Raw genomic sequence first — 24,023 nt, forward strand, 5'->3', positions numbered from 1 at the left:
GGGAGACCACGTATAAGCCGTCAAACATCGCGCAGGGAAGGCCGGCATGTTCGGCCCACCTGTGGTTCCTGCCCCGTGCATTTTCTGTCGCACGGGGGCCGCGGGTGTGGTGGACACCCGGCCTTCCCTGCGCCCTCGATTTTCGCCGGGGGTGATCGACCAGCAAAGCTCGGGCCGACCAGCCGCGAGAACGCGATGTCACATTCCAATTCGACCGATCAAAGACCAGCCCCTGCCGGCAGCACGCGCCCTCAGCGCGGCACCACCGCAGTCGCCTCGATCTCCACCCGCGCGGCCTTCTCGACCAGCCTGACGACCTGCACCAGGGCCATCGCGGGATAATGACTGCCAAAGATCTCGCGATAGATCTTCCCAAGCTCCCTCAAATTGCCGAGATACTCATCCATGTCGACGACGTACCAGGTCAGCCGCACCAGGTGCTCCGGACGCGCATTGCCTTCAGCCAGGATCGCGGCGATGTTTTCCAGCGCCTGCCGCACCTGCGCCACGAAGCCACCGGCGAGCGTCTCGCTCGCGTCCCAGCCGATCACGCCGCCGGTGACGACGATGCGCCCCTCGGCACTGATGCCGTTGGCGTAACCCTTCGGCATCGGCCAGCCGCTCGGCTGCAGAACGCGCATGCCCTCGGCCTCATCCTGCTTCACCACGGCCAGCGTGGGCGCCTTGGTCGTGCTCACGAACGTCTCTCCTTGTCTCTCCTACGAGGCCGCGCCGGGCGACGGCGTAGCGGCAGCCTGCGCGATCTGCCGCAGGGCGAACCGCTTCAGCTTGCCGGTCTCGGTCTTGGGCAGTTGCGTCACGAACTCGATCGCGCGCGGATATTTGTACGGCGCGATCTCGCGTTTGACATGCTCCTGCAGCTCGGCCACCAGCGCCGGCGTGCCTTCTACCCCCGGCGCCAGCACGACATACGCCTTCACGACCATTCCGCGCGCGTCGTCGGGAGCACCGACGACGCCGCATTCGGCGACCGCCGCATGCGTCAACAGCGCCGCCTCGACGTCGGTGCCGGCGATGTTGTAGCCGGACGAGACGATCATGTCGTCAGAGCGCGACTGATACCAGAAGTAGCCGTCCTCATCCATCACATAGGTGTCGCCGGTGACATTCCAGCCGTTCTGGACGTATTTGCGCTGACGCTCGTCGGCGAGATAGCGGCAGCCGGTGGGACCCCGCACCGCGAGCCGCCCCATCGTGCCCGGCGGCACGTCGTGGCCCTCGTCGTCGACGATCTTGGCCTCGTAGCCCGGCACCGGCTTGCCGGTGGCGCCGGGACGGATCTCGTCCTCGACGGCACTGATGAAGATATGCAGCATCTCGGTCGAGCCGATGCCGTCCATCAGCTTCAGCCCGGTCGCCTTCAGCCAGGCGTCGAAGGTCGGCTTCGGCAGGGTCTCACCGGCGGAGACGCATTTGCGCAGCGAGGAGATGTCGCGCCCCTCGAGCTTGCTCAGCATCGCCCGATAGGCGGTCGGCGCCGTGAAGCAGATGGTGGCCTTGTAGCGCTCGATGGCCGCGAGCAGATCGTCCGGCGAGGTCTTTTCCAGCACGACGTAGGATGCCCCGATGTGCATCGGAAACAGCACGCCGCCGAAACCGAAGGTGAAGGCGAGCGGTGCGGTGCCGATGAAGCGGTCGCTCTGGCTGGCGCGCAGCACGTTGCGGGCGTAGCCGTCGCACACCGCGAGCATGTCGCGGTGGAAATGCATGGTGCCCTTGGGATCGCCGGTCGTACCGGAGGTGAATGCGATCAGGCAGAGATCGTCGGAGGCGGTATCGACCGCGGTGAACTCCGGGCTGGCATCGGCGATCAGCGCCTCCAGCGCGTTGGGCTGGCCGTTGCCCCAATAGACCACCTGCTTCAGCGCCGGCGCGATCGGGCGGGTCTTTTCCATCTCGTCGGCCAGCTTGCCGTCGCACAAGGCCAGCGCGATCTGCGCCTTCTGGATCGGATAGGACAGCTCCTTGGCGCGCAGCAGCGGCATGGTGGCGACCACGATGCCGCCGGCCTTGATGACGGCCAGATAGGTGGCAACCATCATCGGATTGTTTGCGGAGCGGAGCAGCACGCGGCCGCCGGGCACGAGACCGAGCTTGCCGACCAGGACGTTGGCGATCCTGTTCACCAGTGCCTGCAGCTCGCGATACGTGTAGCTGATGTCAGCGCTGATGATGCATGGCGCATCGCCCCGCCCCTCCTTGACCCAGCGATCGACGAAATGCGTCACGCAGTTCAGCCGCGGCGGATACTGGAATTCGGGCCGGCTGAAGACGAAGTCTGGCCACAGCTCACGCGGCGGCAGATTGTCCTGGGCGAAGGTGTCGACGTGGGCGCTATGCGCATGCGCGCTGGCGCTCTCCGGCTGCTGAACCTTGGCGGCAGTGGCCATCACACGCTCCTGTCTGAAGGGAAGGACGCCCGGCACGTTTCAGTCCTAAACATTTTAGACTTAAAACATCTAGGCGCAAGAGCCGAAGATTGTGCACTGCCCGCAAATTGTTTGAGCGCCTGCCGCGCGTGGCAGCGTGGCCTGCGACGTCCTGTCAGGCCCGCTTCAATCCTGCCGGCGCTGCACGGCCTTCTGCGCCGACCCCTTGGTCTTGGCGAGCAGCCGCATCAACTCGCGCACGTCCTTCTCCGTGAGATCGCCGAAGATGTCCGCGATCCAGGTCTCGTGCTCGGCCGCCATCTTGCGGAATTCGGCGCGGCCGAGCTTGGTCAGCCGGATCACCTGGACGCGGCGGTCGGTGTCGGAGGTGCGGCGATCCAGATGGCCGGATTCGACGAGGCGCTCGACCAGTCCGGTGACGTTGCCGTTCGAGACCATCATGCGCTTGGAGACGTCGGACAGGGTCATGCCATCAGGCGCCTTGTCGAGCTGCGCCATCAGGTCGAAACGCGGCAGGGTCACGTCGAAACGCTCGCGCAGCCGGCTGCGGATCTCGCCTTCGATCAGGGTCGTACAGGTGAGCAGGCGCAGCCACAGCCGCAGCTCCTCGGCATGGTCCTCGGGCAGCTCGACGGCCTTGGTCTCGGAATCAAGCGTCATGACGGAATCACTTGGGCACGTTCAGCCTCGTCTGGCGAGGCTCGTGAGTTTGACCTTCAGGACCTCCTGGGAGCAAGGAAAAATGTACCGTCATTTTGCGCAGGACGATGAGACGGCAATTCCTTTAACCTTCAAGCAATTGGCGCGGCGCTTGCATGCGTGCCGAAACTGCCCCTTCCGCAAGCAGCTCGCTTGCAGCTGAGGGCGTCATCAGACTAGGCTTGTGACCAAGCTGCGGTCTGGCCCATCGTTTGGTCATGTGCAAAAAACATAAACCTGAATTTCCGCATCCCGGGGGAGTTGTCATGAAAATGAGTTCGAAGCTGGCCGGTCTCGGCGTCGGTCTTGGCATTGCCGCGAGCCTGCTCGCCCAGCCGGCGCTGGCCGACGACAAGATCAAGATCGGCGTCATCGTCACCCTCTCCGGCCCCGCCGCCGCGCTCGGCGGCCAGGTCCGCGACGGCTTCAACCTTGCCATCAAGGACCTCGGCGGCAAGATGGGCGGCAAGGACGTCGAGGTGGTCGTCGCCGACGACGAGCTGAAGCCGGACGCCGCGATCACCAAGGTCAAGGGCCTGCTCGAGCGTGACAAGGTCGACTTCGTCGTCGGTCCGATCTTCTCCAACATGCTGCAGGCGATCCACCGGCCGGTCACCGAGAACAAGACGTTCCTGATCAGCCCGAATGCCGGTCCGTCCAGCTACGCCGGCAAGGAGTGCAGCCCCTACTTCTACGTGACCTCGTACCAGAACGACCAGGTGCATGCCGTTCTCGGCAAGGTCGCGCAGGACCGCGGCTACAAGAAGATGTATCTGCTGGTTCCGAACTATCAGGCCGGGCGCGATTCCGTCGCCGGCTTCAAGCTCGACTACAAGGGCGAGATCGTCGAAGAGTCCTACGTTCCGCTCAACACGCTCGACTTCCAGCCTGAACTGTCCAAGATCTCCTCGCAGAAGCCGGACGCCGTGTTCACCTTCATGCCGGGTGGCATGGGCGTGAACCTCGTCAAGCAGTTCAAGCAGGCCGGCCTTGCCGACACCATTCCGGTGCTCTCGGCCTTCACGGTCGACGAATCCACGCTCCCTGCGCAGCAGGATGCCGCGGTCGGAATGTTCGGCGGCGCCAACTGGGCGCCCAATTTCGACAATCCGCAGAGCAAGAAGTTCGTCGCCGGCTACGAGGCCGCCTACAACAGCGTGCCCGGCACCTACGCGATGCAGGCCTATGACGCTGCGCTGCTGATCGACAGCGCCGTGAAGGCGGTCGGCGGCAACCTCAGCAACAAGGATGCAGTGGCCGCGGCGCTGAAGAAGGCCGATTTTGCCTCGCTGCGCGGTAACTTCAAGTTCAACACCAACGGCTATCCGATCCAGGACTTCTATCTGACCAAGGTCGCCAAGCGGCCGGACGGCAAGTTCCAGACCGAGATCGTGCAGAAGGTGTTTGAAAACTACGCCGACCGCTACGCCAAGGATTGCGCGGCCAAGTAACAGCAGGGAGCGAAAACGACATGAACCATCCGGAAATCGCCGGCATCACCCGGGCCAATGAGGGCATCCAGGGCATCTCCTGGAACATTCTCGGCCAGGTCTATGTGCCGAAGAACCGCACCGAGCACAGCTTCTCCTGGCACGCGACGTTCCCGGTAGGCACCTTCGTGCCGCCGCACATCCACCCCGACCAGGACGAGTATCTCTACATCCTCGAAGGACGGCTCGACTTCTTCCTGGACGGCGCCGAGGAATACGCCACCGCCGGCGACACGGTGCGGCTGCCGATGGGCAAGCCGCACGGCATCTTCAACAAGTCGCAGCAGACGGCAAAGACGCTGTTCTGGGTGTCGCCGACGCGGCGGCTCTACGAGCTGTTCTGGGCGATCCACAACATGCGCGAGCAGAACCCGGACGACGTGGTGAAGCTCGCCGCCGAGCACAACATCCACTTTCTGCCCCCGCCTCCGGGGGCGTGAGTCTGATCTGGCGCTTGTTTCGAACTGTTGCGCAGAACGTAGCGCGCTCCCTCTCCCCGTCCTCACGGGGAGAGGGCTGGGGTGAGGGGCAGCCGTTCGGGCAGTCTCAGATCGTTGCTACGACGCCTGCCGCGTTACCATCCGCGCGGCAAAGCCGGCCCGGCTCGCATAACCGCGCACGATACCCTCTCGGGCCTCGTAGTTGAGGATGGTGTTGATGTCCGTGAAGCCTTGCGGCGCGAGCTGCTCGACGGCATCGATGACGCCCTCGGGGCCGCCGCGGCGGTTCGACGCGACGATCTCGGCGGTCATCGGCAGCCGCTTCTGCTCATAGGCCATCAGCGCCTGGCGCGGATGCTCGGAGCGGGCCAAGGCATCGGCGAGCGCGCGGGCATCGAGAATGGCCTGCGAGGCGCCATTGGAGCCGACCGGGTACATCGGATGCGCGGCATCGCCCAACAAGGTGACGCGGCCGCTCGACCAGTACGACAGCGGATCGCGGTCGCAGCAGGGATATTCCCAGAACTCCGGCGTCGCCCGCACCATCGCGGCGAAGTCGACCTGGGGAATGGAGAAGCCGTTGACATGCGGCATCAGCTCATCCGTCTTGCCGAGCCGCGACCAGTCCTCACGCCGCGGCGGCGCGGTGTTGGCATCGCCGATGCGCACCAGCACGGCCCAGTTGGTGAGGCGGGTCGCGGGGCTCGAGCCCTCGGCGATCGGATAGATCACCGCCTTGGCGCTCAGGCCGCCGGCGATGATCATCGACCGCCCGGTCAGGAACACCGGCCAGTCGGTGGCGCCGCGCCACAGCATCAGGCCGTTCCAGCACGGCGCGCCCTCATTGGGGAACAGCGTCTGCCGGACCTTGGAATGAATGCCGTCGGCGCCGATCAGGACGTCCCCGCGGACGGTGTGAACATGAGCGCCGGTGCGGTCGAAGAAATAGGCGGTCACACCGCCCTCGTCCTGGGTGAACGAGCCGAGCCGGCAGCCGGTGTGGACCTTCTCAGGCCCGAGCCGCTGCATCACCGCCTGATGGATCACGCTCTGCAGACGGCCGCGGTGAATCGAGAATTGCGGCACGTCGTGGCCGGCGTCGAGCCCGCGGGTCTCGTGCCAGACCTCCTGGCCGCGCCGAGTCAAGTAGAACAGCTCATAGGTCCGGATGGCGACTTCGTCGAGCCGGTCGAGCAGCCCGAGCTGGGCGAGCTCCCGGATCGCGTGCGGCAGGGTGTTGATGCCGACACCGAGCTCGCGGATTGCATCCGCCTGCTCGAACAGCTCACAGTCGATGCCGCGCGCCCGCAGCATCAGGGCCGTGGTCAATCCGCCGATACCGCCGCCAACGATGATCGCCTTCATCGCCTCTACTCCACTCGTACTTCTCGTACCGGGCAGCAGCGTGGCACGGAGCCTTACTCCGCCGCAAGCGGCTTCGCAGCCTCTGCCGTCAGCTCGGCCCGCGTTTTCGGCTTAGCCTTAATCTTCAGCTCCTCGAAATCCTGCCGATCGCGGACGCTGTTACGGAAGATTTGCTCCTTGCCCGGAAGATATTGCGGCGGACAGAACATGTCGGCGCCGTACCAGGCCGCGGCCTTCATCGTGAAGGCGGGGTCGACCAGATGCGGACGGCCGAGCGCGACGAGATCGGCGCGGCCGGCGGCCAGGATGGTGTTGACCTGGTCGGCCGAGGTGATGTTACCGACGCACATGGTCGCGACATCAGCCTCATTGCGGACCTGATCGGAGAACGGCGTCTGGAACATGCGGCCGTAGATCGGCTTGGCCTCGCACACGGTCTGGCCGGTCGAGACATCGACGAGATCGACGCCGGCCTCGCCGAACGCGCGGGCGATCAGCACCGCGTCGTCACCAGTGACGCCGCCGTCGGCCCAGTCGGTGGCGGAGATGCGCACCGACATCGGCTTGTGCGCCGGCCACGCCGCGCGCATCGCCGCGAACACTTCCAGCGGGAAGCGCAGCCGGTTCTCCAGCGCGCCGCCATAGTCGTCGGTACGCTTGTTGGTCAACGGCGAGATGAAGCTGGCGAGCAAATAGCCGTGGGCGCAGTGCAGTTCGAGCATGTCGAATCCGCAGCGGTTGCCACGCTCGGCCGCAGCGACGAAGTCGGCCTTGATTGCATCCATCGCCGCGCGGTCGAGCTCGCGCGGCACCCGGCTGTCCGGGAAGTACGGCAGCGGCGACGCCGACACGATGTCCCAGCCGCCCTGCTCCAGCGGACGGTCCATACCGTCCCACATCAACTTGGTCGCGCCCTTGCGGCCGGCGTGGCCGAGCTGCAGCGCGAACTTCGCCCGCGAGTTCGCATGAACGAAATCGACGATGCGCTTCCACGCCGCTTGCTGCGCATCGTTCCAAAGGCCGGCGCAGCCAGGCGTGATACGCGCATCGCGGCTGACGCAGGTCATCTCGGTGAACAGCAGGCCAGCGCCGCCGATCGCCCGCGAGCCATAATGCACGAGGTGGAAATCGCCGGGCACGCCCTCCTCGGCCGAGTACATGCACATCGGCGACAGCACGGCGCGGTTGGCGAGCGTCATCTCGCGCAGCTTGAGCGGCTGGAACATCGGCGCGACCGGCTTGTCGACATCGACGTCAAAACCCTTGGATCGCACCTGGCGCGCGAAGGCCTTGTCGACCTCGGCCACGAAGTCCGGCGCGCGCAGAGTGAGATTGTCGTAGGTGATCGCTTTCGAGCGCGTCATCACGCCGAACGCGAACTGAACCGGATCGAAATCCCAGAAGCGGTCGACGTGCTCGAACCAGACCAGCGACACGTCGGCGGCGTGCTGGGTCTTCTCGACCTCCTCGCGCCGGCCATGCTCGTAAAGATCGAGCGCCGCCGGAATGTTGGGCGCGCGCTGCATGGCGTCAGCCAGCGCGATCGCGTCCTCCATCGCAAGCTTGGTGCCCGAGCCGATCGAGAAATGCGCAGTCGACTTGGCGTCACCGAGCAGCACCATGTTGTCCTTGACCCAGCGCTTGTTGCGGATCATCGGGAAATTGCGCCACATCGAGCGGTTGATCTGCAGCGGATGATCGCCGAGGAACCAGCCGAAGATCTCCTTCATGCGGTCGGCGGACTGCCGCTCGTCGAGCCCGGTCAGGCCGGCCCGCTCAAAAGTCTCCGGATCCGTCTCGAAGATCCAGGTCGAGTGCCCCGCCTCGTATTGGTAGGCGTGCGCGATGAACGGACCCCACTCGGTCTCCTGGAAGATGAAGGTGAAGGCATCGAGCGGCTTGGTCGAGCCCATCCACGCGAACTTGTTGGCGCGCAGATCCACCTCCGACTGGAAGTGATCGACGTACTTCTGACGGAAACGACTGTTGATGCCGTCAGACAGGATCAGGAGATCCGCATCAGCGAATTGCGACTCGTCCTCGAGGTCGACCTCGAACTGCAGGGTCACACCCAGCTCGCGCGCTCGCTCCTGCAGGATTCGCAGCAGCGTGCGGCGCGAGCAGCCGCAGAAACCATTGCCGCCGACCCGGTGGACCGTGCCGCGGAAATGCACGGCAATATCATCCCAGTAGGCGAACTCCTGGGTGATCCGCTGGTAGCTCGGCAGATCGTGCTTCTCGAAATTGTCGAGCGTGGCGTCGGAGAACACCACGCCGAAGCCGAACGTATCGTCGGCGCGGTTGCGCTCGTAGACCGCGATGTCGGCGCTGGGCCGCTGCTTCTTGAGCAATATCGCCGCATAGAGACCGGCAGGTCCGCCGCCGATGATCGCGATCTTCATGAGCGCCTCCACTGGAGAGCCGAGCCAATGAAAATTATTTTAGACCTAAAATATCTCCTGGCAAGTCCCTTCGGTTCCCGCAGCAGCTCAATTCCCCTGGAAGACCGGTTTGGACTTGGCGGCGAAGGCTTCGAAAGCGCGATTGAAATCCTCTGTTGTCATGCACAAGGCCTGGGCAACTGCCTCCGCCTCGATCGCCTCCTCCACCGACATCGCCCATTCCATGGCCAGCATGCGCTTGGTCATGGTGTTGGCGAAGGTTGGACCGTTCGCGATCTCGGTCGCCAGCGTCACCGCCTGGGTCAGCACTTCGGCCGGCGCAACGATACGGCTGAAGAAGCCCCAGCGCTCGCCTTCGTCCGCGCTCATGAAGCGGCCGGTGTAGAGCAGCTCGGAGGCGCGCGACTGGCCGATGATGCGCGGCAGGATCGCACAGGCGCCCATGTCGCAGCCGGCAAGGCCGACCTTGTTGAACAGGAAGGCGACCTTGGCACCGGTCGTGGCGAGCCGGATATCCGAGGCCATCGCGACGATCGCGCCCGCACCGGCGCAGATGCCCTCCACGGCAGCCACGACCGGCTGAGGACAGGCGCGCATCGCCTTGACCAGATCGCCGGTCATGCGGGTGAACGCGGTCAGGCCCTTAGTGTCCATCTTCACCAGCGGACCGATGATCTCGAAAACGTCGCCGCCGGACGAGAAATTGCCGCCTGCACCGGCCACGACGATCGCCTTGACGTCATCGTCGAACGCGCAGGCCCGGAAGAAGTCGGTCAGCTCGCGATAACTCTCGAAGGTCAGCGGGTTCTTGCGCTCGGGCCGGTTCAACGTCACGGTCGCGACGCGATCCTTGACCGCAAGCAGGAAATGGCTGGGCTTGTAGTCCGCCAGCGGCACGGTGACGGGATTGGCCGGTCTCGACATGTAAGCTCCCTCTGTTCAACTGTCTTCGTTAGGCCAGGGCGCTGCGGCTCACACTTCGCCGCCGGCAACCGCGATCGCCTGCCCTGTGATCGCACCGGCACCGCTGCCGCACAGCCACAGCACGGTGTCGGCAACCTCCTGCGGCGTGATGAGACGCCCCTGCGGATTGTGCTTGGCAAGTTCGGCGATCGCTTGCTCCCGGCTGCGGCCGGTCTTTTTCATGATGTTGTCGACGCTTTCCGCGACAAGATCGGTATCGGTAAAGCCGGGACACACGGCATTGACCGTGACGCGCGTCGCGGCCAGCTCCAGCGCCAGCGATCGCGTGAGGCCGACGACCGCATGCTTGGCCGCGGTGTACGCGCTGACATAGGGATAGCCCTTGAGACCCGCGGTCGACGCCACGGCGACAATCCTGCCATAGGGCCTGCCCTTCATCGCCGGCAGCACCGCCTGCACGGCGTGGACGACGCCCATGAAGTTGATGTCCATCATGCGGTGGAACAGCGCGGTGTCGGATTTCAGGAACGGCGCCGATTCTGCGCTTCCCGCATTGGCAATCAGGATGTCGATCGGCCGACGCGCGGCGGCGCTTGCGGCTGCGGCATTGAGCGCCGCCGGATCGGCAACATCGGCGATTGCGGCGTGATCCGCGCATCCGGCCGCGACCGCCTCATCGAGCGTTGCGCCGTTGCGACCGACGATCGTCACGGTTGCGCCCGCAAGCTTCAAGGCGCGCGCGATTTCGCGGCCGATGCCGCGCCCGCCCCCCGTCACCATCGCATGCGCGGCTTGCGGAAGTCCGGACATGCGTGCGCCTCCTCTGATTTCGTTGGCAGGTCTCGACGGGGAAGTTATTTTAAACTTCAAATTTTTGCAACAACACGCCGGAAGCGGCTTGACACCTCGGTTACCGCGACTAGCGTTCAAGGGCCCGGAGCGAGCAACGTAGCGGCCTCGGGCATATCTCGGAGGTCTGCGTGCCTGCGTCGCAAATCTTTACCACGAAGGACGGCCGCTTCGGCTACGAGGCATCGGGGACGCCCGAGCAACAGAGCGTTGTGTTCCTGCACGGCATCGGTGGTGCCGCGCGCGCATGGCGTGGTCAGCTCGATTATTTCGGCGAGCGCTGCCATGCGGTGGCCTGGGACATGCCGGGCTATGGCCGATCCGCACGGCTCGACATGGTCAGCATCACCACGCTCGCCGCTGCGCTTCAAGATTTCCTGATCCAGATCGGCGCCAAGCAGCCGATCCTCGTTGGTCATTCCATCGGCGGAATGATCGTACAGGAATGGCTGACGACGCATCCGCAGGCCGCGGCAGCCGTGGTGTTGGCTCAGACCAGCCCGGCCTTCGGCAAGGCCGACGGCGACTGGCAGAAATCGTTCATCGAGGCGCGCCTCGGCCCGCTCGATCGGGGCGCGACGATGGCGTCGCTGGCGCCGGACCTGGTCAAGGAGTTGGTCGGCGACGATCCCGATCCGCGCGGCCTTGAAATTGCAACCTCCTGCATGGCCGGCGTACCCGAGGCAAGCTATCGCGCCAGCATGCTGGCCCTGCTCGGTTTCGACCGGCGACAAGCCTTGAAGGACATCAAGGTGCCGGCGCTGGTGCTCTCGGGCTCGAAGGATCGCAACGCGCCGGCGCCGATGATGGAGAAGATGGCGAGCTTCATTCCTTCGTCCGACTACGTCGAACTTCAGGGCGCCGGTCATCTCGTCAATCTCGAACGGCCCGGCGATTTCAACGCCGCACTCGATACGTTCCTGACGGCACGTGCAACACCAGCGACAGCGGAGAGATGATGACGATCCCGGTCCAGAAGACGGCGACAGCCTCCGGCGAAGCCCTCGATGCTCCGATGTTCGATCCGGCGGCATATCGGCTCACGGCCGAGCAGGCCGACATCATCGCACGGGCCCGGGAACTCGGGCAGAGCGTGCTGGCGGGCCGCGCCGCGACCTGGGATCGCGAGGCGAGCTTTCCGACTGAGAACTACAAGGACCTGCATCGCGCGGGCCTGCTCGGCATCTCCGTTCCCAAGGCTCTCGGCGGCCTCGGTGCGGGCTACCAGACCTATGCACTCACCGCCGCCGAGATCGGCCGCTATTGCGGCGCCACCGCGCTGACCTGGAACATGCACGTCTGCTCGACCCTGTGGTCCGGACCGCTCGCCGACGATCTCGACATGGACGAGGACGTCCGCGCCGAGCACGAGCGGCGGCGCGCGATCCACTACAAGCGCATCGTCGACGACGGCGCGATCTATTCGCAGCCGTTCTCGGAGGGCGGCGCGGCGGCAGCGGGCGGCGTCGCGTTCGGCACCGAGGCCAAGCCGGTCAAGGGCGGCTGGCTGATCAACGGCAAGAAGATCTTCGCCTCGCTTGCCGGACACGCAGATTATTATGGAGTGCTATGCACCGAAGTCAGCGAGGGTGAGAAGGCGTCCCGCCGCAACACGCTCTATCTCGCTGTGCCGGCGAAAACGGAGGGCGTCTCTGTCGTCGGTGACTGGGATCCGCTGGGCATGCGCGGCACGGTGTCACGCACACTGCTGTTCAAGGATGTCTTCGTTGCGGAGGACGCCGCCTTGATGCCGCGCGGCGTCTACTTCCAGGCAGCGATGCGCTGGCCGCACATGTTCATGACGCTGTCGCCGACCTATATGGGGCTGGCGCAGGCCGCGTATGACTTCACCGTCAAATATCTGCGCGGCGAGGTGCCGGGCATGCCGCCGGTCAAGCGGCGGATGTACCCGACCAAGCAGATCGCGGTCGCGCAGATGCAGATCAAGCTGGAACAGATCAAAGGCATCTGGTTCCAGGCCGTCACTGAGGCACGCGCCAATCCGACGAAGGAGCAGGTGCTGCGCGCCTATGCGGCGCAGTACTCGGTGATGGAGGGGGCCAATGACCTGGCGGCGCTCGCCATCCGCACCTGCGGCGGACAATCGATGCTGAAGACGCTGCCGCTGGAGCGCATCTATCGCGACAGCCGTTGCGGCTCCCTGATGTTGCCCTGGACCGCGGAATTGTGCCTCGACCGCATCGGCCGCGAGGCACTGTACGAGCCCGGCGAGACGGACGACTGAGCGTGGACCTCTGCAGCCTGATCGAGCGCAATGCGGCGTTCACGCCGGACAAGCCGGCGATCCATTTCGATGGCGTAACGCAGAGTTATGCCGATTTCAGCGAGCGCATCGCGCTGATGGCGCGCGCGCTCAAGTCGGAGTTCAGCGTCGGACGTGGCGACCGCGTCGCGATTCTGAGCCTCAACCGGCCGGACTATCTGGTCCTGCTCTATGCCTGTGCGCGGCTCGGCGCGATCCTGGTGCCGTTGAACTGGCGGCTTGCAGTGGCCGAGCAGGTCTTCATTCTCTCGGATGCTGCCGCCAAGGTGCTGGTGCTGGAGCAGGCGTTCGCGCCGGTGCTGCCGGCGCTGGCCGAGAGCCACCCGGAGACAGCGCCGGTCGGCATCGACTTTGCCCCGGCCGACGGACTGACGCTCGATGAACTGCTGGCGCGCGGTCATGGCGACGACCGCAACCCGCACATCGATCTCTCCTGCCCGCTGCTGATCGTCTACACCTCGGGCACCACGGGCCGGCCGAAGGGCGCGGTGCTGCGGCAGGAGGCGCTGCTGTGGAACGGGGTGATGAGCCAGCACATGCATGGCCTGACCTCCGATGATCACGTACTGACGGTGCTGCCGCTGTTCCATGTCGGCGGCCTCAACATCCAGACCACGCCGGCCCTGCATCACGGCGCCACCGTCACGCTGCACGCCCGCTTCACGCCGGATTCGACGCTGGCAGCGATCGTCAACGACCGGCCGACATTGACCGTGCTGGTGCCGGCAACCATCCAGGCCGTCACCGAGCATCCCGATTGGAACGCGACGGACCTGTCCTCGCTGAGAGCTGTTGCGACCGGATCGAGCATCGTGCCGCCAGCGCTGATCGAGCGTATCACGGCGCGCGGCGTGCCGGTGCTGCAGGTCTATGGCTCGACCGAGACCTGTCCGATCGCGGTCTACACACGGCTCGGCGGCGACCTCTCGCGCGCAGGCTCGACCGGCCTGCCCGGGCTGTGCTGCGAGGCCAAGATCATCGACAAAGACGGCGACGAGCTTCCGGCGGGCAAAGCGGGCGAGATCGCCGTGCGCGGGCCCAATTTGTTCTTCGAATATTGGGGCAACGCCAAAGCCACGCAACAGGCGATCCATGACGGCTGGTACCGCACCGGCGACATCGCCCAGCGCGATGCCGAGGGGTACTTCTTCGTGCTCGAGCGCAAGAACAACATGATCATCTCCGGCGGCGAGAACGTCTATCCGGCCGAGATCGAGCGCGTGCTCCGCGAGCATCCCGACGTCGTCGAATGCGGCGTGATCGGCCGGCCCGATCCGCGCTGGGACGAGGTGCCGGTGGCGTTCGTCGTCAGGCGCCAGGGCTGCGCGCTCGATGTGGACACCTTGCGCGCGCATCTGCAGGCGCAGCTCGCGCGCTTCAAGGTGCCGCGCGACATCGTGTTCGTCGACGACCTGCCGCGCACTGCGCTCGGCAAGGTGCAGCACCATCTGCTGCGCCAGATCGACGGCCCCAAATAAGCGAGACGGAGACGCACTCTTGAAAATTGCAGTGCTCGGCGGCGGCAACGGCTCCTTTGCAGCGGCAGGCGATTTCGCGCTGGGAGGTCACGAGGTCCGGCTGTGGCGCCGCGATGCGGACGCTGTCGCGCAGCATCGCGCGGCGGGCTCGACGATCGTCGTCAAGGACGTCAATGGCCGGCATGAGGCGCGGCTCGCGCTGGTCACGACCGACATCGGCGAGGCTATCAGCGGTGCCGAGCTGATCCTCTGCCCGGCGCCGGCCTTCGCGCAAGCCGACATCGCCCGCCTGCTGGCGCCGCATCTCGCCGATGGGCAGGTCGTGTTCCTGCCCCCGGCGACCTTCGGCACCATGATCTTCGCAGCGGCGGCGCGCGAGGCCGGCAATGAAGCCAGCGTCAGCTACGCCGAGACCGGCACCCTGCCCTGGCTGACGCGCAAGCACGGCCCGTTCGAGGTTGCCATCACCATCCGGGCCAAGCGGCTCCCGGTCGGCGTGTTTCCTCTCAAGACGGCGGAGCACGCGCTCGCGGTGATCGGCCGCGCCTTCCCCGGCGTGATCGAGCCATGCGGCGATGCGCTGTCGGGCGCTCTGATGAATGCCGGCTGCATCATCCATCCGCCGCTGATCGTGATGAATGCCGGCCCCATCGAGCATTTCGAGCGCTGGGACATTCACAAGGAAGGCACGCAACCTTCGATCCGCCGCGTTACCGATGCGCTCGATGCGGAGCGGATCGCGGTGCGCGAGGCGCTCGGCTACGGCGCGCCGCATTTTCCGCTGGCGCATCACTATGCCAAGGAGGGCGAGATCTGGATGTATGGCCGCGGCTCGCACGATCGGTTGACCGATTCCGGCGATTGGCGCGAGCAGCTCGTGCTGACGCAGCACCGCTACATGCGCGAGGATCTCAGGCTCGGCCTGTCGTTCCTGATCTCGGCCGCCGAGCTGACCGGCACGCCGACGCCGCTCGCCCGCGCCTTCCTGGCCATCGGCGGTGCGATCTGCGGTGAGGATTTCATGGCAACGGGACGCACGCTGGCGAGCCTCGGCCTGGCTGGTCTCGACCGGACCGCACTGCAGGCGTTGCTGCGCGATGGATTTGCTCAATGAGCGCGCGCGGTCATATCGCCTGCCTCGGCGCCGGCCGCATGGGCCGCGGCATCGCCGTCGCCTTCGCCTATGCCGGCCATCCCGTGACGATGATCGACATCAAGCCGCGCACGGCGGAAGAGTTCGCCAGCCTGCAGCGCGATGCGCTCGGCGAGGTCGGCGCGACATTCGCGACCTTGGCGCGGCTCGGGATGCTGCAGGCCGCTGACGCCAACAAGCTGATGGACAAGATCGCCGTCGCGCCGGCCGGCTCGAGCGGCGATGTCCTCGCACAGACCACGCTGGTGTTCGAAGGCGTGCCGGAGATCGTCGACCTCAAGCGCGAAGTGCTGGCTGCGGCGTCGCGCGCGGTCGCGCCCGACGTCATCATCGCCTCGACGACATCGACGATCCTGGTCGACGATCTCTCTGGTGCGGTGGAGCGTCCTGAGCGCTTCCTGAATGCGCACTGGCTCAATCCAGCCTATCTGATTCCGCTGGTCGAGATCTCGCCGGGCAAGGCGACCGATCCCGATGTCACCGCGCGGCTGAAGGCGCTACTGGAAGACATCGGCAAGGTGCCGGTGGTCTGCGCGGCGACGCCGGGCTTCATCGTGCCGCGCATCCAGGCGCTCGCCATGAACGAGGCGGCGCGCATGGTCGACGAAGGCGTCGCCAGCGCCGAGGAGATCGACAAGGCGATCCGCTACGGCTTCGGCTTCCGCTACGCGGTGCTCGGCCTGCTCGAATTCATCGACTGGGGTGGCGGTGACATTCTCTACTACGCCAGCCGCTACCTCGAAGGCGCGCTGGGCAGCGACCGCTACCGCGCACCCGAAGTGATCGAGCGCAACATGGCCGAGGGCCGCATCGGCCTGCGCACCGGCGCCGGCTTCCTCGATTATTCCGGCATGGACGTTGCGGCCTATCGCGAGCAGCGGCTCGGCGCGCTGGTCGAGATGCTGCGGCATTTCAAGCTCGCCCGGCCGCCGGTGGTGGATTGAGGCGGAGCACGCGGCAGCAACGGAGCCGTGAGGTGGGCAAAGGCGCGCCACGCCGTCGCCGGATCGTGACGATCTCTCGCGCGCCGTGCCCACCAGTCGCGCCGATTGCGTGGATCTACGGTGGGCACGCAACCGCCCTGCGGGTGGCCGCTTTGCCCGCCCTACGGCTGCGGTGATCTTCGCCTCTCGCGAATGTTGACCGCAACGACATCAACGAACTCCGACGTCGTCCCGGCGAACGCCGACGGCGGTGGGTGGGGTGGGTTCACGGCTCAAACAGCGGGCCAAATAAACAGCTACGACATAACTGGTCGTTCTCGCGGCGCATCTCGCCCGAGTCATGCATCGAATGGGTCCCTCGCGAATCATGCAGAGGGCGCAGGGAATGCCGGGTGAAGGCCTCACCCATGGCCCGCCTGCGAAAAAAATGCAGGCGGCAGGTACCACAGGCAAAGCCGAACACGCCGGCATTCCCTGCGCGATGGGTCTAACGCTTATACGCAGTCTCCCTGGTGCGCCGGGCTTGTTGGCCACCATCACCGCGCGGCACTCAGGCCGACGCGACTTGATACCAGCATCGGGGTATCAGGACGCTGCGACTTCACGTCCGCGAGCGATCGTTCGTCCGCGCCCTCGTAAGAAGACGCTGCGATCTCTCGCGGCCATCGCATCCCCACCTCGCGTGTCGTGACGATCGCGCGCAACGCCCCTCCGCAGTGAGGCGGGATGCAGAGAGAGAACCATGATTTCCGAAAAATCGCAAGAAGATTATTTTTAACAGAATAGCGGGATGATTCTGTCTCGGCGCTTGTCATTTGGGCCGGCCCGCCCCGTGAGGACGGTGCGCTCCCCTCCCCCTTGCGGGGAGGGGTTGGGGGTGGGGGTCCACGAGTTGTGCTTGGAGCGACGAGCACAAGAGCCCTGCATCGATCAACCGACGGCGTGTTGCGGCCCCACGCGTCTCACAGTGGAGGTTTGGGTACGAGCAGTTGTGCCCACAACGAAGTTCAGCGTATGGGGACCCCCACCCCCGCCCCCTCCCCGCAAGGGGGAGGGGAGCGCACTACCGCCGCGGCGGCAGCTCGCCAGTAGAATGCGCAGGACTCTACCCGAACACATCCTGCAGCACGCCGTGCTTGATCACGGCGACCCCATCCAGCTCGATCGTGGTGCCCATCATCGGCAGGTCGAAATGACCCGCCGTGTAGCGGCCGGCAAACTCGTTGGCGCCGGTGGAGAACAGGAAGTTGCCGGGGACGGCGCGCAGCTCGGTGCCGTTGGTGTCGCGCTGGTCGTACATGGCCAGCGCCTCGTAGCGCGCGCCGGGGTTCATGCCCCAGCCGACATGCGACACGGCGTATGCCTCGCGGTCGCCCCAGGACGCGAGATAAGATCGCATCATCGCTGCGTCGGCGCCCTCGCCTGCCAGATCGGTCACGTAGTCGTCGCGCAGGGTCATCGTGACAGGCGAACTCAGATAACGCTTGAAGGTGAGGTTGATGTCTCCGGGCGCCATCACGATGGTGCCGTTGACCGATTTGCTCTTGGGGAAGCTGACGACGATGCCACCCGGCCAGTGCGCCAGGGTGCCCGGACGATCGGTCCAGCCCCAGACGCCGACGGTGGAGGCGCCCTCCATGATCACGTCGAGGTCGGTGCCGGCCTTCGACGTCACGCGCATCCGCTTGGTTCCGCGCAGCATCTTGGCTGCGGCGCGCACCCGCTTTTCGAGCGCCGAGTCCGGCACCATGCGCTCGAGCGCCTCGGGATGCTCGTTGGAGATCACCAGGATGCGCGCGCCGGCCTTCAGGATCTCCGGCGTCTCCACCGCATGCATCAGGCCTTCGATGGTACAGTCGACGACGAAGCCGGCCTGCTGAAGCGCTGAGACCACCGGCCCGAGCTTGCCGATCGCCTCCGACGCGCCGGTCGAACGGACGGGAACGGGATGCTTGTTGCGCGGGGTCGGCACCACGACATGGAACGGCCGCGCGCCCATCCGCAGCAACGCCAGCTCGGCGATGTGGACGTTCAGCGCCCGGGACTGCGTCTCCGACAGGATCGCAGCGGTGTCGCCCGCCTTCACGGCGCAGCGCTCGAAGATCTCACAGAATGCGTCGATCCATTTCGCCTCGATGCGATCCGCCAGCATGGTCGTTCTCCCGATTGTCGTTGTGTTGTTATCAGACCGAGGGGAAGCCGCGCAGCAGATAAGCGCGCAGGCCTTGCAGCAGGGCGTTGAGAATGAGGCCCAGCAGCGAGATCGTGATCAGCGGCACGAACATGTCGACGGCCTGGAAGGTGCGCGCGGCGGTCACCAGCACGTGACCGAGCCCGTCGGTCGAGGTGATCATCTCGGCCAGGAACACGACGATGCAGGAGATCACGAGGCCGATGCGGCAACCGGTCAGGATCGAGGGCATCGCGGCCGGCAGCACCACCTTCCACAGGACGTCGCGCGGCGGCGTCCCGGCGGCGAGCGCCGACCAGATCAGCTTCTGCTCGACCGTGGCGGCGCCGTAATAGCTCGACAGCAGGATCGGAAACAGCGCATCCGCCGCCACCAGCATGATCTTGGATTCGTGGCCGAAGCCGAGCAGCAGCAGGAAGGCCGGATAGAGCGCGACCTTCGGCAGCGGCGCCAGCACGCGCACGATCGGCTTGACGGCGGCGTTGACAGGCGGGCTCACCGCGGCGGCAATTCCCAGGGAAACACCGAGCACCACGGCGATCGCAAAGCCCGCGAACAGCCGGAACAGCGTCGCCACGATGTCCTGCTGGAAGGTGACGCTGGTGAGTTGCTGGCCCATGCGCTGGAACACCTGTCCCGGCGGCGGCAGCAGGGTCGGCGGCGCGTAGCCGAACGACACCAGCCCCTGCCACAGCAGCAGGACCAGCACGATCGGCGCGGCGCCCAGCAGGATGTCGTTGGAGGTGCGCGTCATGAGAAGCTCAGCGGCATGTCGAACTGCGGCTCGGACCAGCGCACCAGCCAGCGCCTGACGACCTCGAACGCCGCATCGAGGCAGATGCCCATGGCGCCGATGATGATGATCATCGCGAACACCGTGTCGTACTGGCCCATGTCGAGCGCGTTGAACAGGATGTTGCCGGCGCCGGACTGCCGCGCGATCATCTCGCTGGTGACCATCGTGATCAGCGCCAGCACCAGGCCGGTACGGCAGCCGGTCAGGATCTCCGGCAAGGCTGCGGGCAGGACGATGCGCAGCAGGCGCTCGCCGGCCGAGAGTCCCATCGCCGCGCCCGACCACAGCATCTTCTCCTCGACCGCCTTGGCGCCCTCGAAGCTGTGGTAGATCACCGGAAGGCTGACGCCGAGGAAGATCACCAACGTCTTGGAGATGTCGCCGACGCCGAGCCACAGCATGATGATCGGCATCAGCGCCGCCTTCGGCACCGGGTAGATCAGCATCAGCAGCGGATTGAAGAAGGCGGCGGTCGACCGGCTGCGCCCCATCAGCAACCCGAGCGGAATCGAGAACGCAAGCGCGAGCGCGAAGCCGATCGCCATCCGCCGCAGCGAGGCCATGATGTTGATCAGGGATTCCTTGTCGGTGAGGATCGGCGGGATCGCGCGCAGCGATTCCAGCGCGGTCGGGAAGCTGTCGTTCTTGAGCCCGAGCGAGGCGAGCTGCCAAGCCAGCAGCAGGCCGCAGCAGGCCAGAATCGGCGCGAGCGGCTTCGACAGACCATTCATGACGGCAGCTCGTTGTCACCGGAATCGTCGAACATGCGCTCGATGTCGACGATGTATTTCTGATAGCGCGGGTCCAGCAGCAGTTCCTCGCGGCGGCGCGGCCGGGGCAGATCGATGTCGATCACCTCGCGGATTCGGCCGGGCGAGCGCGACATCATGACGACCTTGTCGGACAGGAACACGGCTTCCTCGACCGAGTGGGTCACGAACAGGACCGTCTTACGGTCGCGCTCCCAGATGTCGAGCAGGTCGTTCTGCAGCCGCGTGCGCGTATGCGCGTCGAGCGCGCCGAACGGCTCGTCCATCAGCAGCACCTCCGGCCCGTAGGCCAGCGTGCGGGCCAGCGCGACGCGCTGCTTCATGCCGCCGGAGAGCTCCTTGGGATAGAATTTCTCGAAGCCGGTAAGTCCGACCATGGCGAGCAAAGTCCGCGCGAGCGCCTCGGCCTTCGCCGGCTTCTTGCCCTGCTGCAGCGGACCATACATGACGTTGCCGAGCACGCTCTTCCAGGGAAACAGCGCGAACTCCTGGAACACCGGGCCGCGATCGGTGCCGGGACCGGTGATCGGCTTGCCCTTCATTTTCGCGGTGCCGCTGGTCGGGCTGACGAAGCCACCGACGATGTAGAGCAAGGTCGACTTGCCGCAGCCGGAGGGACCGAGGATCGAGACGAAGGCGCCCTCGCCGACCGTCAGCGAAATGTCCGACAGCGCGGTGTGGTCGCGGCGCGACGAGGTCTTGAACACCTGCGACACGTGATCGATCTCGATGATCGGCGTGGCCGCGCGACGGCCGAGCGGAGTGCCCGCGAGCTGGCCGGGTCGGATCGGGGTCACGTCCATGTCGGCTTCTCTTTCCGATGCAGCACGCTTAGAGGCTCCGTGATATCACGCATGAAGACTGCCGCAGACGATCGTTTTAAACCACATGCGCCTCGACGATTGCCCCGGAATGACTGGGACCTGGAAAGATTAGCAAGAACCCTGCCAATCGTCCCACGCGCGCCGCTCATTGCTGCTCCTGATCGAACCAGGGCCATTCGGCCGGTCCCTCATGCGTGACGGCGCCGAGCGGCGCCTGCCCGACCAACTTGGCGTATTTCGCCAGAGCTCCGGCGCGATGCCTCGGCGGACGCTGCGTCCAGGCGGCGCGGCGCGCGCCAAGCTCGGACTCGTCGAGCAGCACATCGAGCGTGCGCGCCTTCGCATCGATGCGGATCGGATCGCCGTCTTGCACCAGCGCCAACGGACCGCCGACGAAGGCTTCCGGCGAGACATAGCCGATGCACATGCCGCGGGTGGCGCCGGAGAAGCGGCCGTCGGTGATCAGCGCGACCTTCTCGCCCATGCCCTGGCCATAGATCAGCGCCGTGACGCCGAGCATCTCGCGCATCCCAGGACCGCCGACCGGACCCTCGTTGCGGATGATCAGCACCTCGCCGGCCTGATAGTTGCGTGCGCGCACCGCGGCGACGCAGGCCTCCTCGTCCTCGAACACCCGCGCGCGGCCCTCGAACACCAGGTTCTTGAGGCCGGCAACCTTGATGACGGCGCCGTCGGGCGCGAGGTTGCCCTTGAGGACAGCGACGCCGCCATCCGCCATGATCGGCCTGGCCGGGCTGAACACGATCTCGCCGTCCGGCGCATTGGCCGCGCCATATTCCTCGGCCAGCGTGCGGCCGGTGACCGTGATGCAGGAGCCGTCGATGTGGCCGCTCTCGATCAGCGCGCGGATCACAACGGCGGCGCCGCCGATGTCGTAGACGTCCTTCGCCGTGTACTTGCCGCCCGGCCTGAGATTGCCGATCAGCGGCGTGCGCGCGAAGACCTCGCCGACATCGTCGAGCGTGAAACGGATGCCGGCCTCATTGGCGATCGCCGGCAGATGCAGCGCGGCGTTGGTGGAGCCGCCGGTGGCCGCGACAATGGCCGCCCCGTTCTCCAGCGCCTTGCGGGTGACGATGTCGCGCGGCAGCGGCCCGCCGCGCGCGAGCATCTGCACGGTCAGGCGTCCGGCCTGACGCGCGACGTGCGCTCGCTCGGCATAGACGCCGGGAATCATCGAGACGTTGGGCATCGACAGGCCCATCGCCTCCGACAGCATGCCCATGGTGTTGGCGGTGAACTGCCCGGCGCAGGCGCCGATCGTCGGGAGGCAGGTCCGCTCGATGCCTTCGAGCGTCCGTGCATCGATCTCGCCGGTCATGTAGCTGCCGACGGCCTCGTAAGAATCGAGCACCGTAAGCGTCCGGCCCTGGTAGTTGCCGGGCAGCGCGCTGCCGCCATAGATGAAGATCGACGGCACGTTGCAGCGGACCATGCCCATCATGACGCCGGGCAAGGTCTTGTCGCAGCCGCCGAAGCCGATCAGCGCGTCATAGGCGAGGCCGTGGACGACGGCCTCGATGGAGTCGGCAATCAGCTCGCGCGAGAACAGAGAGAACTTCATTCCCTCGTGGTTCATGCTGATGCCGTCGGAGACCGAGACGGTGGCGAACTCGCGCGGCGTGCCGCCGGCCTCCGAGATGCCCGTCTTGGCCGCATCGACCTGGAAGTCGTGCGTCATGTTGCAGGGCGTCTGCTCGCCCTTCTGGCTGACGACGCCGATCATCGGCTTGGCGATGTCGGCATCATCCAGCCCCATCGCGCGCATGAAGGCGCGGTGCGGGGCGCGATCGAGCCCCTCCACCGTCACGCGCGATCGCAGCTTCCTCATCGACAAGGCTCCGCGCCGGCCGCCTACTGGATCGGCGCGACGATCGTCGGATGCTTGAACTGGGCGACGTCGAGCTTCGGCAGCATGCCGGTCTCGGCGTAGATGTCGAGCATCTTCTGGATCGCCGGGAAGTTCGGCGCGGCGACCGGGTCGCGGCCGAAATCATTGTCCTTCAGCAGATAGGTGTCGATGACGGCAACCGGCGCCTTCATGACCTCCGACACCACCTTCAAGGTCTCGTCGCGGTTGGCGAGCGCCTTCTTCATGCCCGTCGTGATGTCGCGGACATAGGCCTTCACCAGCTCCGGGTTCTTGTCGACGAAGTCGGCGCGGCAGGCCTCGAGGATGTGCACGATGTTCGGCATCGCCTCGGACAGCGAGAACAGCTTGCGGGTGCCGCCCTTGGCCTCGGCGCGCGCTGCAAAGGGTTGATTCATGTTGACGGCGTCGACGCGGCCCTGGCGCAGCGCATCCTCCGACACCGCGAAGCCGACCTCGACCAGCTTAATGTCCTTGGCGGGATCGAGCCCGGCCTGCTTCAGCAGCATGTTGAACGGCCCCTGCGTGCCGCCACCGATCACGGAAATGCCGACCGTCTTGCCCTTCAGGTCGGCGATGGTCTTGATCGGGGAATCGTCCTTGACCGCCCAGTAGACCGAGAAACCGCCCGGCTTCTCATAGACGTGCTGGGCGACGATGTAGGCCTTGAGGCCGCCGCCGACCACGCCGTTCGCCAGCGACAGCGGCGCCTGCGTGGCACAGTCGAGCGCGCCGGCGGCGAGCGCCTGCGTCATCGGTGCCGTTCCCTGGAACTGGGTCCACTCGATGTTGTAGGTCTTGCCGAGATCCGGAAATTCGGTGGGCCGCTTCATCATCCAGTACTTGGATTCTTCCGCTGGGATGGTCCAGCCGACGCGGATCGTCTGCTGTGCGAATGTCGGCCCCGCGCTCGTCACCAAAGCCATCGCCGCGAGTGCCGCCAGCATCGATCGTTTCCGCATCACGCCCCTCCGCCATTTCCAAAAGCAACCTCGCGGAGAATGTTTCATGTCTCAAATATCTGTGCAAGCGCGGAAAACGCCCCGCTTTTGCCTGCCCCATGGGCAAGCCCGCCTTGCAGCGCGACAAGGGCGGATCATCGTGAAGTGCCG

At 65.8% G+C, this 24,023-nt stretch carries 20 protein-coding genes; 7 read left to right on the plus strand and 13 right to left on the minus strand.

Annotated features, from left to right (window positions below; genetic code table 11):
- Nucleotides 1-251 precede the first annotated feature (251 nt).
- The 3 genes from ACQR1E_RS20970 to ACQR1E_RS20980 all read right to left on the minus strand — a co-directional run bounded on the left by ACQR1E_RS20970 (nt 252) and on the right by ACQR1E_RS20980 (nt 3,071).
- Complete coding sequence (locus ACQR1E_RS20970) at nt 252-698, minus strand: RidA family protein (protein WP_315751996.1); 447 nt, start codon at nt 696-698, stop codon at nt 252-254.
- Between the two features lie 21 nt (nt 699-719).
- Nucleotides 720-2,411 (minus strand): benzoate-CoA ligase family protein, encoded by a 1,692-nt coding sequence (locus tag ACQR1E_RS20975; RefSeq protein WP_315751997.1) that lies wholly within the window; start codon nt 2,409-2,411, stop codon nt 720-722.
- A gap of 165 nt (nt 2,412-2,576) precedes the next feature.
- Complete coding sequence (locus ACQR1E_RS20980; protein WP_315751998.1) at nt 2,577-3,071, minus strand: MarR family winged helix-turn-helix transcriptional regulator; 495 nt, start codon at nt 3,069-3,071, stop codon at nt 2,577-2,579.
- A gap of 305 nt (nt 3,072-3,376) precedes the next feature.
- Here ACQR1E_RS20980 and ACQR1E_RS20985 point away from each other — a divergent pair, with 305 nt between their 5' ends.
- Both ACQR1E_RS20985 and ACQR1E_RS20990 read left to right on the plus strand, forming a co-directional pair.
- Nucleotides 3,377-4,561: an ABC transporter substrate-binding protein gene (locus tag ACQR1E_RS20985; protein WP_315715618.1), complete on the plus strand. Its 1,185-nt coding sequence runs from the start codon at nt 3,377-3,379 to the stop codon at nt 4,559-4,561.
- Nucleotides 4,562-4,581: 20 nt separating this feature from the next.
- Nucleotides 4,582-5,040, plus strand: coding sequence for a cupin domain-containing protein (locus tag ACQR1E_RS20990; protein WP_315751999.1), 459 nt, complete (start codon nt 4,582-4,584; stop codon nt 5,038-5,040).
- Nucleotides 5,041-5,157: 117 nt separating this feature from the next.
- Here ACQR1E_RS20990 and ACQR1E_RS20995 read toward each other — a convergent pair whose 3' ends face one another.
- The 4 genes from ACQR1E_RS20995 to ACQR1E_RS21010 form a co-directional block, all read right to left on the minus strand.
- Entirely contained in the window at nt 5,158-6,405 is a 1,248-nt protein-coding gene (locus ACQR1E_RS20995; protein WP_434897519.1) for a flavin-dependent oxidoreductase, read from the minus strand.
- A 53-nt stretch (nt 6,406-6,458) separates the two neighbouring features.
- Complete coding sequence (locus ACQR1E_RS21000; RefSeq protein ID WP_434897520.1) at nt 6,459-8,807, minus strand: bifunctional salicylyl-CoA 5-hydroxylase/oxidoreductase; 2,349 nt, start codon at nt 8,805-8,807, stop codon at nt 6,459-6,461.
- Nucleotides 8,808-8,894: 87 nt separating this feature from the next.
- The gene (locus ACQR1E_RS21005) at nt 8,895-9,731 is read right to left on the minus strand and encodes an enoyl-CoA hydratase family protein (protein ID WP_315715614.1); all 837 of its coding nucleotides are present in this window, start codon (nt 9,729-9,731) and stop codon (nt 8,895-8,897) included.
- 48 nt (nt 9,732-9,779) lie between these two features.
- On the minus strand, nt 9,780-10,541 hold the full coding sequence (locus tag ACQR1E_RS21010; RefSeq protein ID WP_315715613.1) for an SDR family NAD(P)-dependent oxidoreductase: 762 nt from the start codon (nt 10,539-10,541) through the stop codon (nt 9,780-9,782).
- A gap of 170 nt (nt 10,542-10,711) precedes the next feature.
- On the opposite strand from ACQR1E_RS21010, the gene ACQR1E_RS21015 reads away from it, so the two are divergent.
- From ACQR1E_RS21015 to ACQR1E_RS21035, 5 genes are read left to right on the plus strand one after another with little or no spacing between them, the layout of a single operon-like run.
- Nucleotides 10,712-11,539 (plus strand): alpha/beta fold hydrolase, encoded by an 828-nt coding sequence (locus ACQR1E_RS21015; RefSeq protein ID WP_316174704.1) that lies wholly within the window; start codon nt 10,712-10,714, stop codon nt 11,537-11,539.
- Nucleotides 11,539-12,825: an acyl-CoA dehydrogenase family protein gene (locus ACQR1E_RS21020; RefSeq protein ID WP_316193351.1), complete on the plus strand. Its 1,287-nt coding sequence runs from the start codon at nt 11,539-11,541 to the stop codon at nt 12,823-12,825. The genes ACQR1E_RS21015 and ACQR1E_RS21020 overlap by 1 nt, the downstream gene beginning before the upstream one ends.
- A gap of 2 nt (nt 12,826-12,827) precedes the next feature.
- A complete protein-coding gene (locus ACQR1E_RS21025; RefSeq protein ID WP_315752004.1) occupies nt 12,828-14,342 on the plus strand; it encodes a class I adenylate-forming enzyme family protein in 1,515 nt (504 codons plus the stop codon).
- 19 nt (nt 14,343-14,361) lie between these two features.
- Nucleotides 14,362-15,456, plus strand: coding sequence for an NAD/NADP-dependent octopine/nopaline dehydrogenase family protein (locus ACQR1E_RS21030; protein WP_315752005.1), 1,095 nt, complete (start codon nt 14,362-14,364; stop codon nt 15,454-15,456).
- Complete coding sequence (locus ACQR1E_RS21035; RefSeq protein ID WP_315752006.1) at nt 15,453-16,439, plus strand: 3-hydroxybutyryl-CoA dehydrogenase; 987 nt, start codon at nt 15,453-15,455, stop codon at nt 16,437-16,439. The genes ACQR1E_RS21030 and ACQR1E_RS21035 overlap by 4 nt, the downstream gene beginning before the upstream one ends.
- 1,105 nt (nt 16,440-17,544) lie before the next feature.
- Here ACQR1E_RS21035 and ACQR1E_RS21040 read toward each other — a convergent pair.
- From ACQR1E_RS21040 to ACQR1E_RS21065, 6 genes are all read right to left on the minus strand, one after another.
- Complete coding sequence (locus ACQR1E_RS21040) at nt 17,545-18,591, minus strand: peptidase M29 (protein ID WP_315752007.1); 1,047 nt, start codon at nt 18,589-18,591, stop codon at nt 17,545-17,547.
- 31 nt (nt 18,592-18,622) lie between these two features.
- The gene (locus ACQR1E_RS21045; RefSeq protein ID WP_315752008.1) at nt 18,623-19,384 is read right to left on the minus strand and encodes an ABC transporter permease; all 762 of its coding nucleotides are present in this window, start codon (nt 19,382-19,384) and stop codon (nt 18,623-18,625) included.
- Nucleotides 19,381-20,157: an ABC transporter permease gene (locus ACQR1E_RS21050; protein ID WP_315715605.1), complete on the minus strand. Its 777-nt coding sequence runs from the start codon at nt 20,155-20,157 to the stop codon at nt 19,381-19,383. Before ACQR1E_RS21050 ends, ACQR1E_RS21045 begins: the two co-directional genes overlap by 4 nt.
- Nucleotides 20,154-20,999 (minus strand): ABC transporter ATP-binding protein, encoded by an 846-nt coding sequence (locus ACQR1E_RS21055; RefSeq protein ID WP_315715604.1) that lies wholly within the window; start codon nt 20,997-20,999, stop codon nt 20,154-20,156. The genes ACQR1E_RS21050 and ACQR1E_RS21055 overlap by 4 nt, the downstream gene beginning before the upstream one ends.
- Nucleotides 21,000-21,165: 166 nt before the next feature.
- Nucleotides 21,166-22,872: a dihydroxy-acid dehydratase gene (gene ilvD / locus ACQR1E_RS21060; RefSeq protein WP_434897521.1), complete on the minus strand. Its 1,707-nt coding sequence runs from the start codon at nt 22,870-22,872 to the stop codon at nt 21,166-21,168.
- A 23-nt stretch (nt 22,873-22,895) separates the two neighbouring features.
- Nucleotides 22,896-23,873, minus strand: coding sequence for an ABC transporter substrate-binding protein (locus tag ACQR1E_RS21065; RefSeq protein ID WP_316170664.1), 978 nt, complete (start codon nt 23,871-23,873; stop codon nt 22,896-22,898).
- Nucleotides 23,874-24,023 lie beyond the last annotated feature (150 nt).

Source organism: Bradyrhizobium sp. HKCCYLRH1030 (assembly GCF_051168395.1).
In the GTDB taxonomy this organism is placed as follows: Bacteria; Pseudomonadota; Alphaproteobacteria; order Rhizobiales; family Xanthobacteraceae; genus Bradyrhizobium.

Bases quoted from the DNA above. Each gene is read 5' to 3' on its own strand.
- ACQR1E_RS20980 (WP_315751998.1), bottom strand. From the start codon at position 3,071: ATGACGCTTGATTCCGAGACCAAGGCCGTCGAGCTGCCCGAGGACCAT.
- ACQR1E_RS21050 (WP_315715605.1), bottom strand. From the start codon at position 20,157: ATGAATGGTCTGTCGAAGCCGCTCGCGCCGATTCTGGCCTGCTGCGGC.
- ACQR1E_RS20995 (WP_434897519.1), bottom strand. From the start codon at position 6,405: ATGAAGGCGATCATCGTTGGCGGCGGTATCGGCGGATTGACCACGGCC.
- ACQR1E_RS21065 (WP_316170664.1), bottom strand. From the start codon at position 23,873: ATGCGGAAACGATCGATGCTGGCGGCACTCGCGGCGATGGCTTTGGTG.
- ilvD (WP_434897521.1), bottom strand. From the start codon at position 22,872: ATGAGGAAGCTGCGATCGCGCGTGACGGTGGAGGGGCTCGATCGCGCC.
- ACQR1E_RS21045 (WP_315752008.1), bottom strand. From the start codon at position 19,384: ATGACGCGCACCTCCAACGACATCCTGCTGGGCGCCGCGCCGATCGTG.
- ACQR1E_RS20985 (WP_315715618.1), top strand. From the start codon at position 3,377: ATGAAAATGAGTTCGAAGCTGGCCGGTCTCGGCGTCGGTCTTGGCATT.
- ACQR1E_RS21040 (WP_315752007.1), bottom strand. From the start codon at position 18,591: ATGCTGGCGGATCGCATCGAGGCGAAATGGATCGACGCATTCTGTGAG.
- ACQR1E_RS21000 (WP_434897520.1), bottom strand. From the start codon at position 8,807: ATGAAGATCGCGATCATCGGCGGCGGACCTGCCGGTCTCTATGCGGCG.
- ACQR1E_RS20975 (WP_315751997.1), bottom strand. From the start codon at position 2,411: ATGGCCACTGCCGCCAAGGTTCAGCAGCCGGAGAGCGCCAGCGCGCAT.
- ACQR1E_RS21010 (WP_315715613.1), bottom strand. From the start codon at position 10,541: ATGTCCGGACTTCCGCAAGCCGCGCATGCGATGGTGACGGGGGGCGGG.
- ACQR1E_RS21055 (WP_315715604.1), bottom strand. From the start codon at position 20,999: ATGGACGTGACCCCGATCCGACCCGGCCAGCTCGCGGGCACTCCGCTC.
- ACQR1E_RS21005 (WP_315715614.1), bottom strand. From the start codon at position 9,731: ATGTCGAGACCGGCCAATCCCGTCACCGTGCCGCTGGCGGACTACAAG.
- ACQR1E_RS21020 (WP_316193351.1), top strand. From the start codon at position 11,539: ATGACGATCCCGGTCCAGAAGACGGCGACAGCCTCCGGCGAAGCCCTC.
- ACQR1E_RS20990 (WP_315751999.1), top strand. From the start codon at position 4,582: ATGAACCATCCGGAAATCGCCGGCATCACCCGGGCCAATGAGGGCATC.
- ACQR1E_RS21035 (WP_315752006.1), top strand. From the start codon at position 15,453: ATGAGCGCGCGCGGTCATATCGCCTGCCTCGGCGCCGGCCGCATGGGC.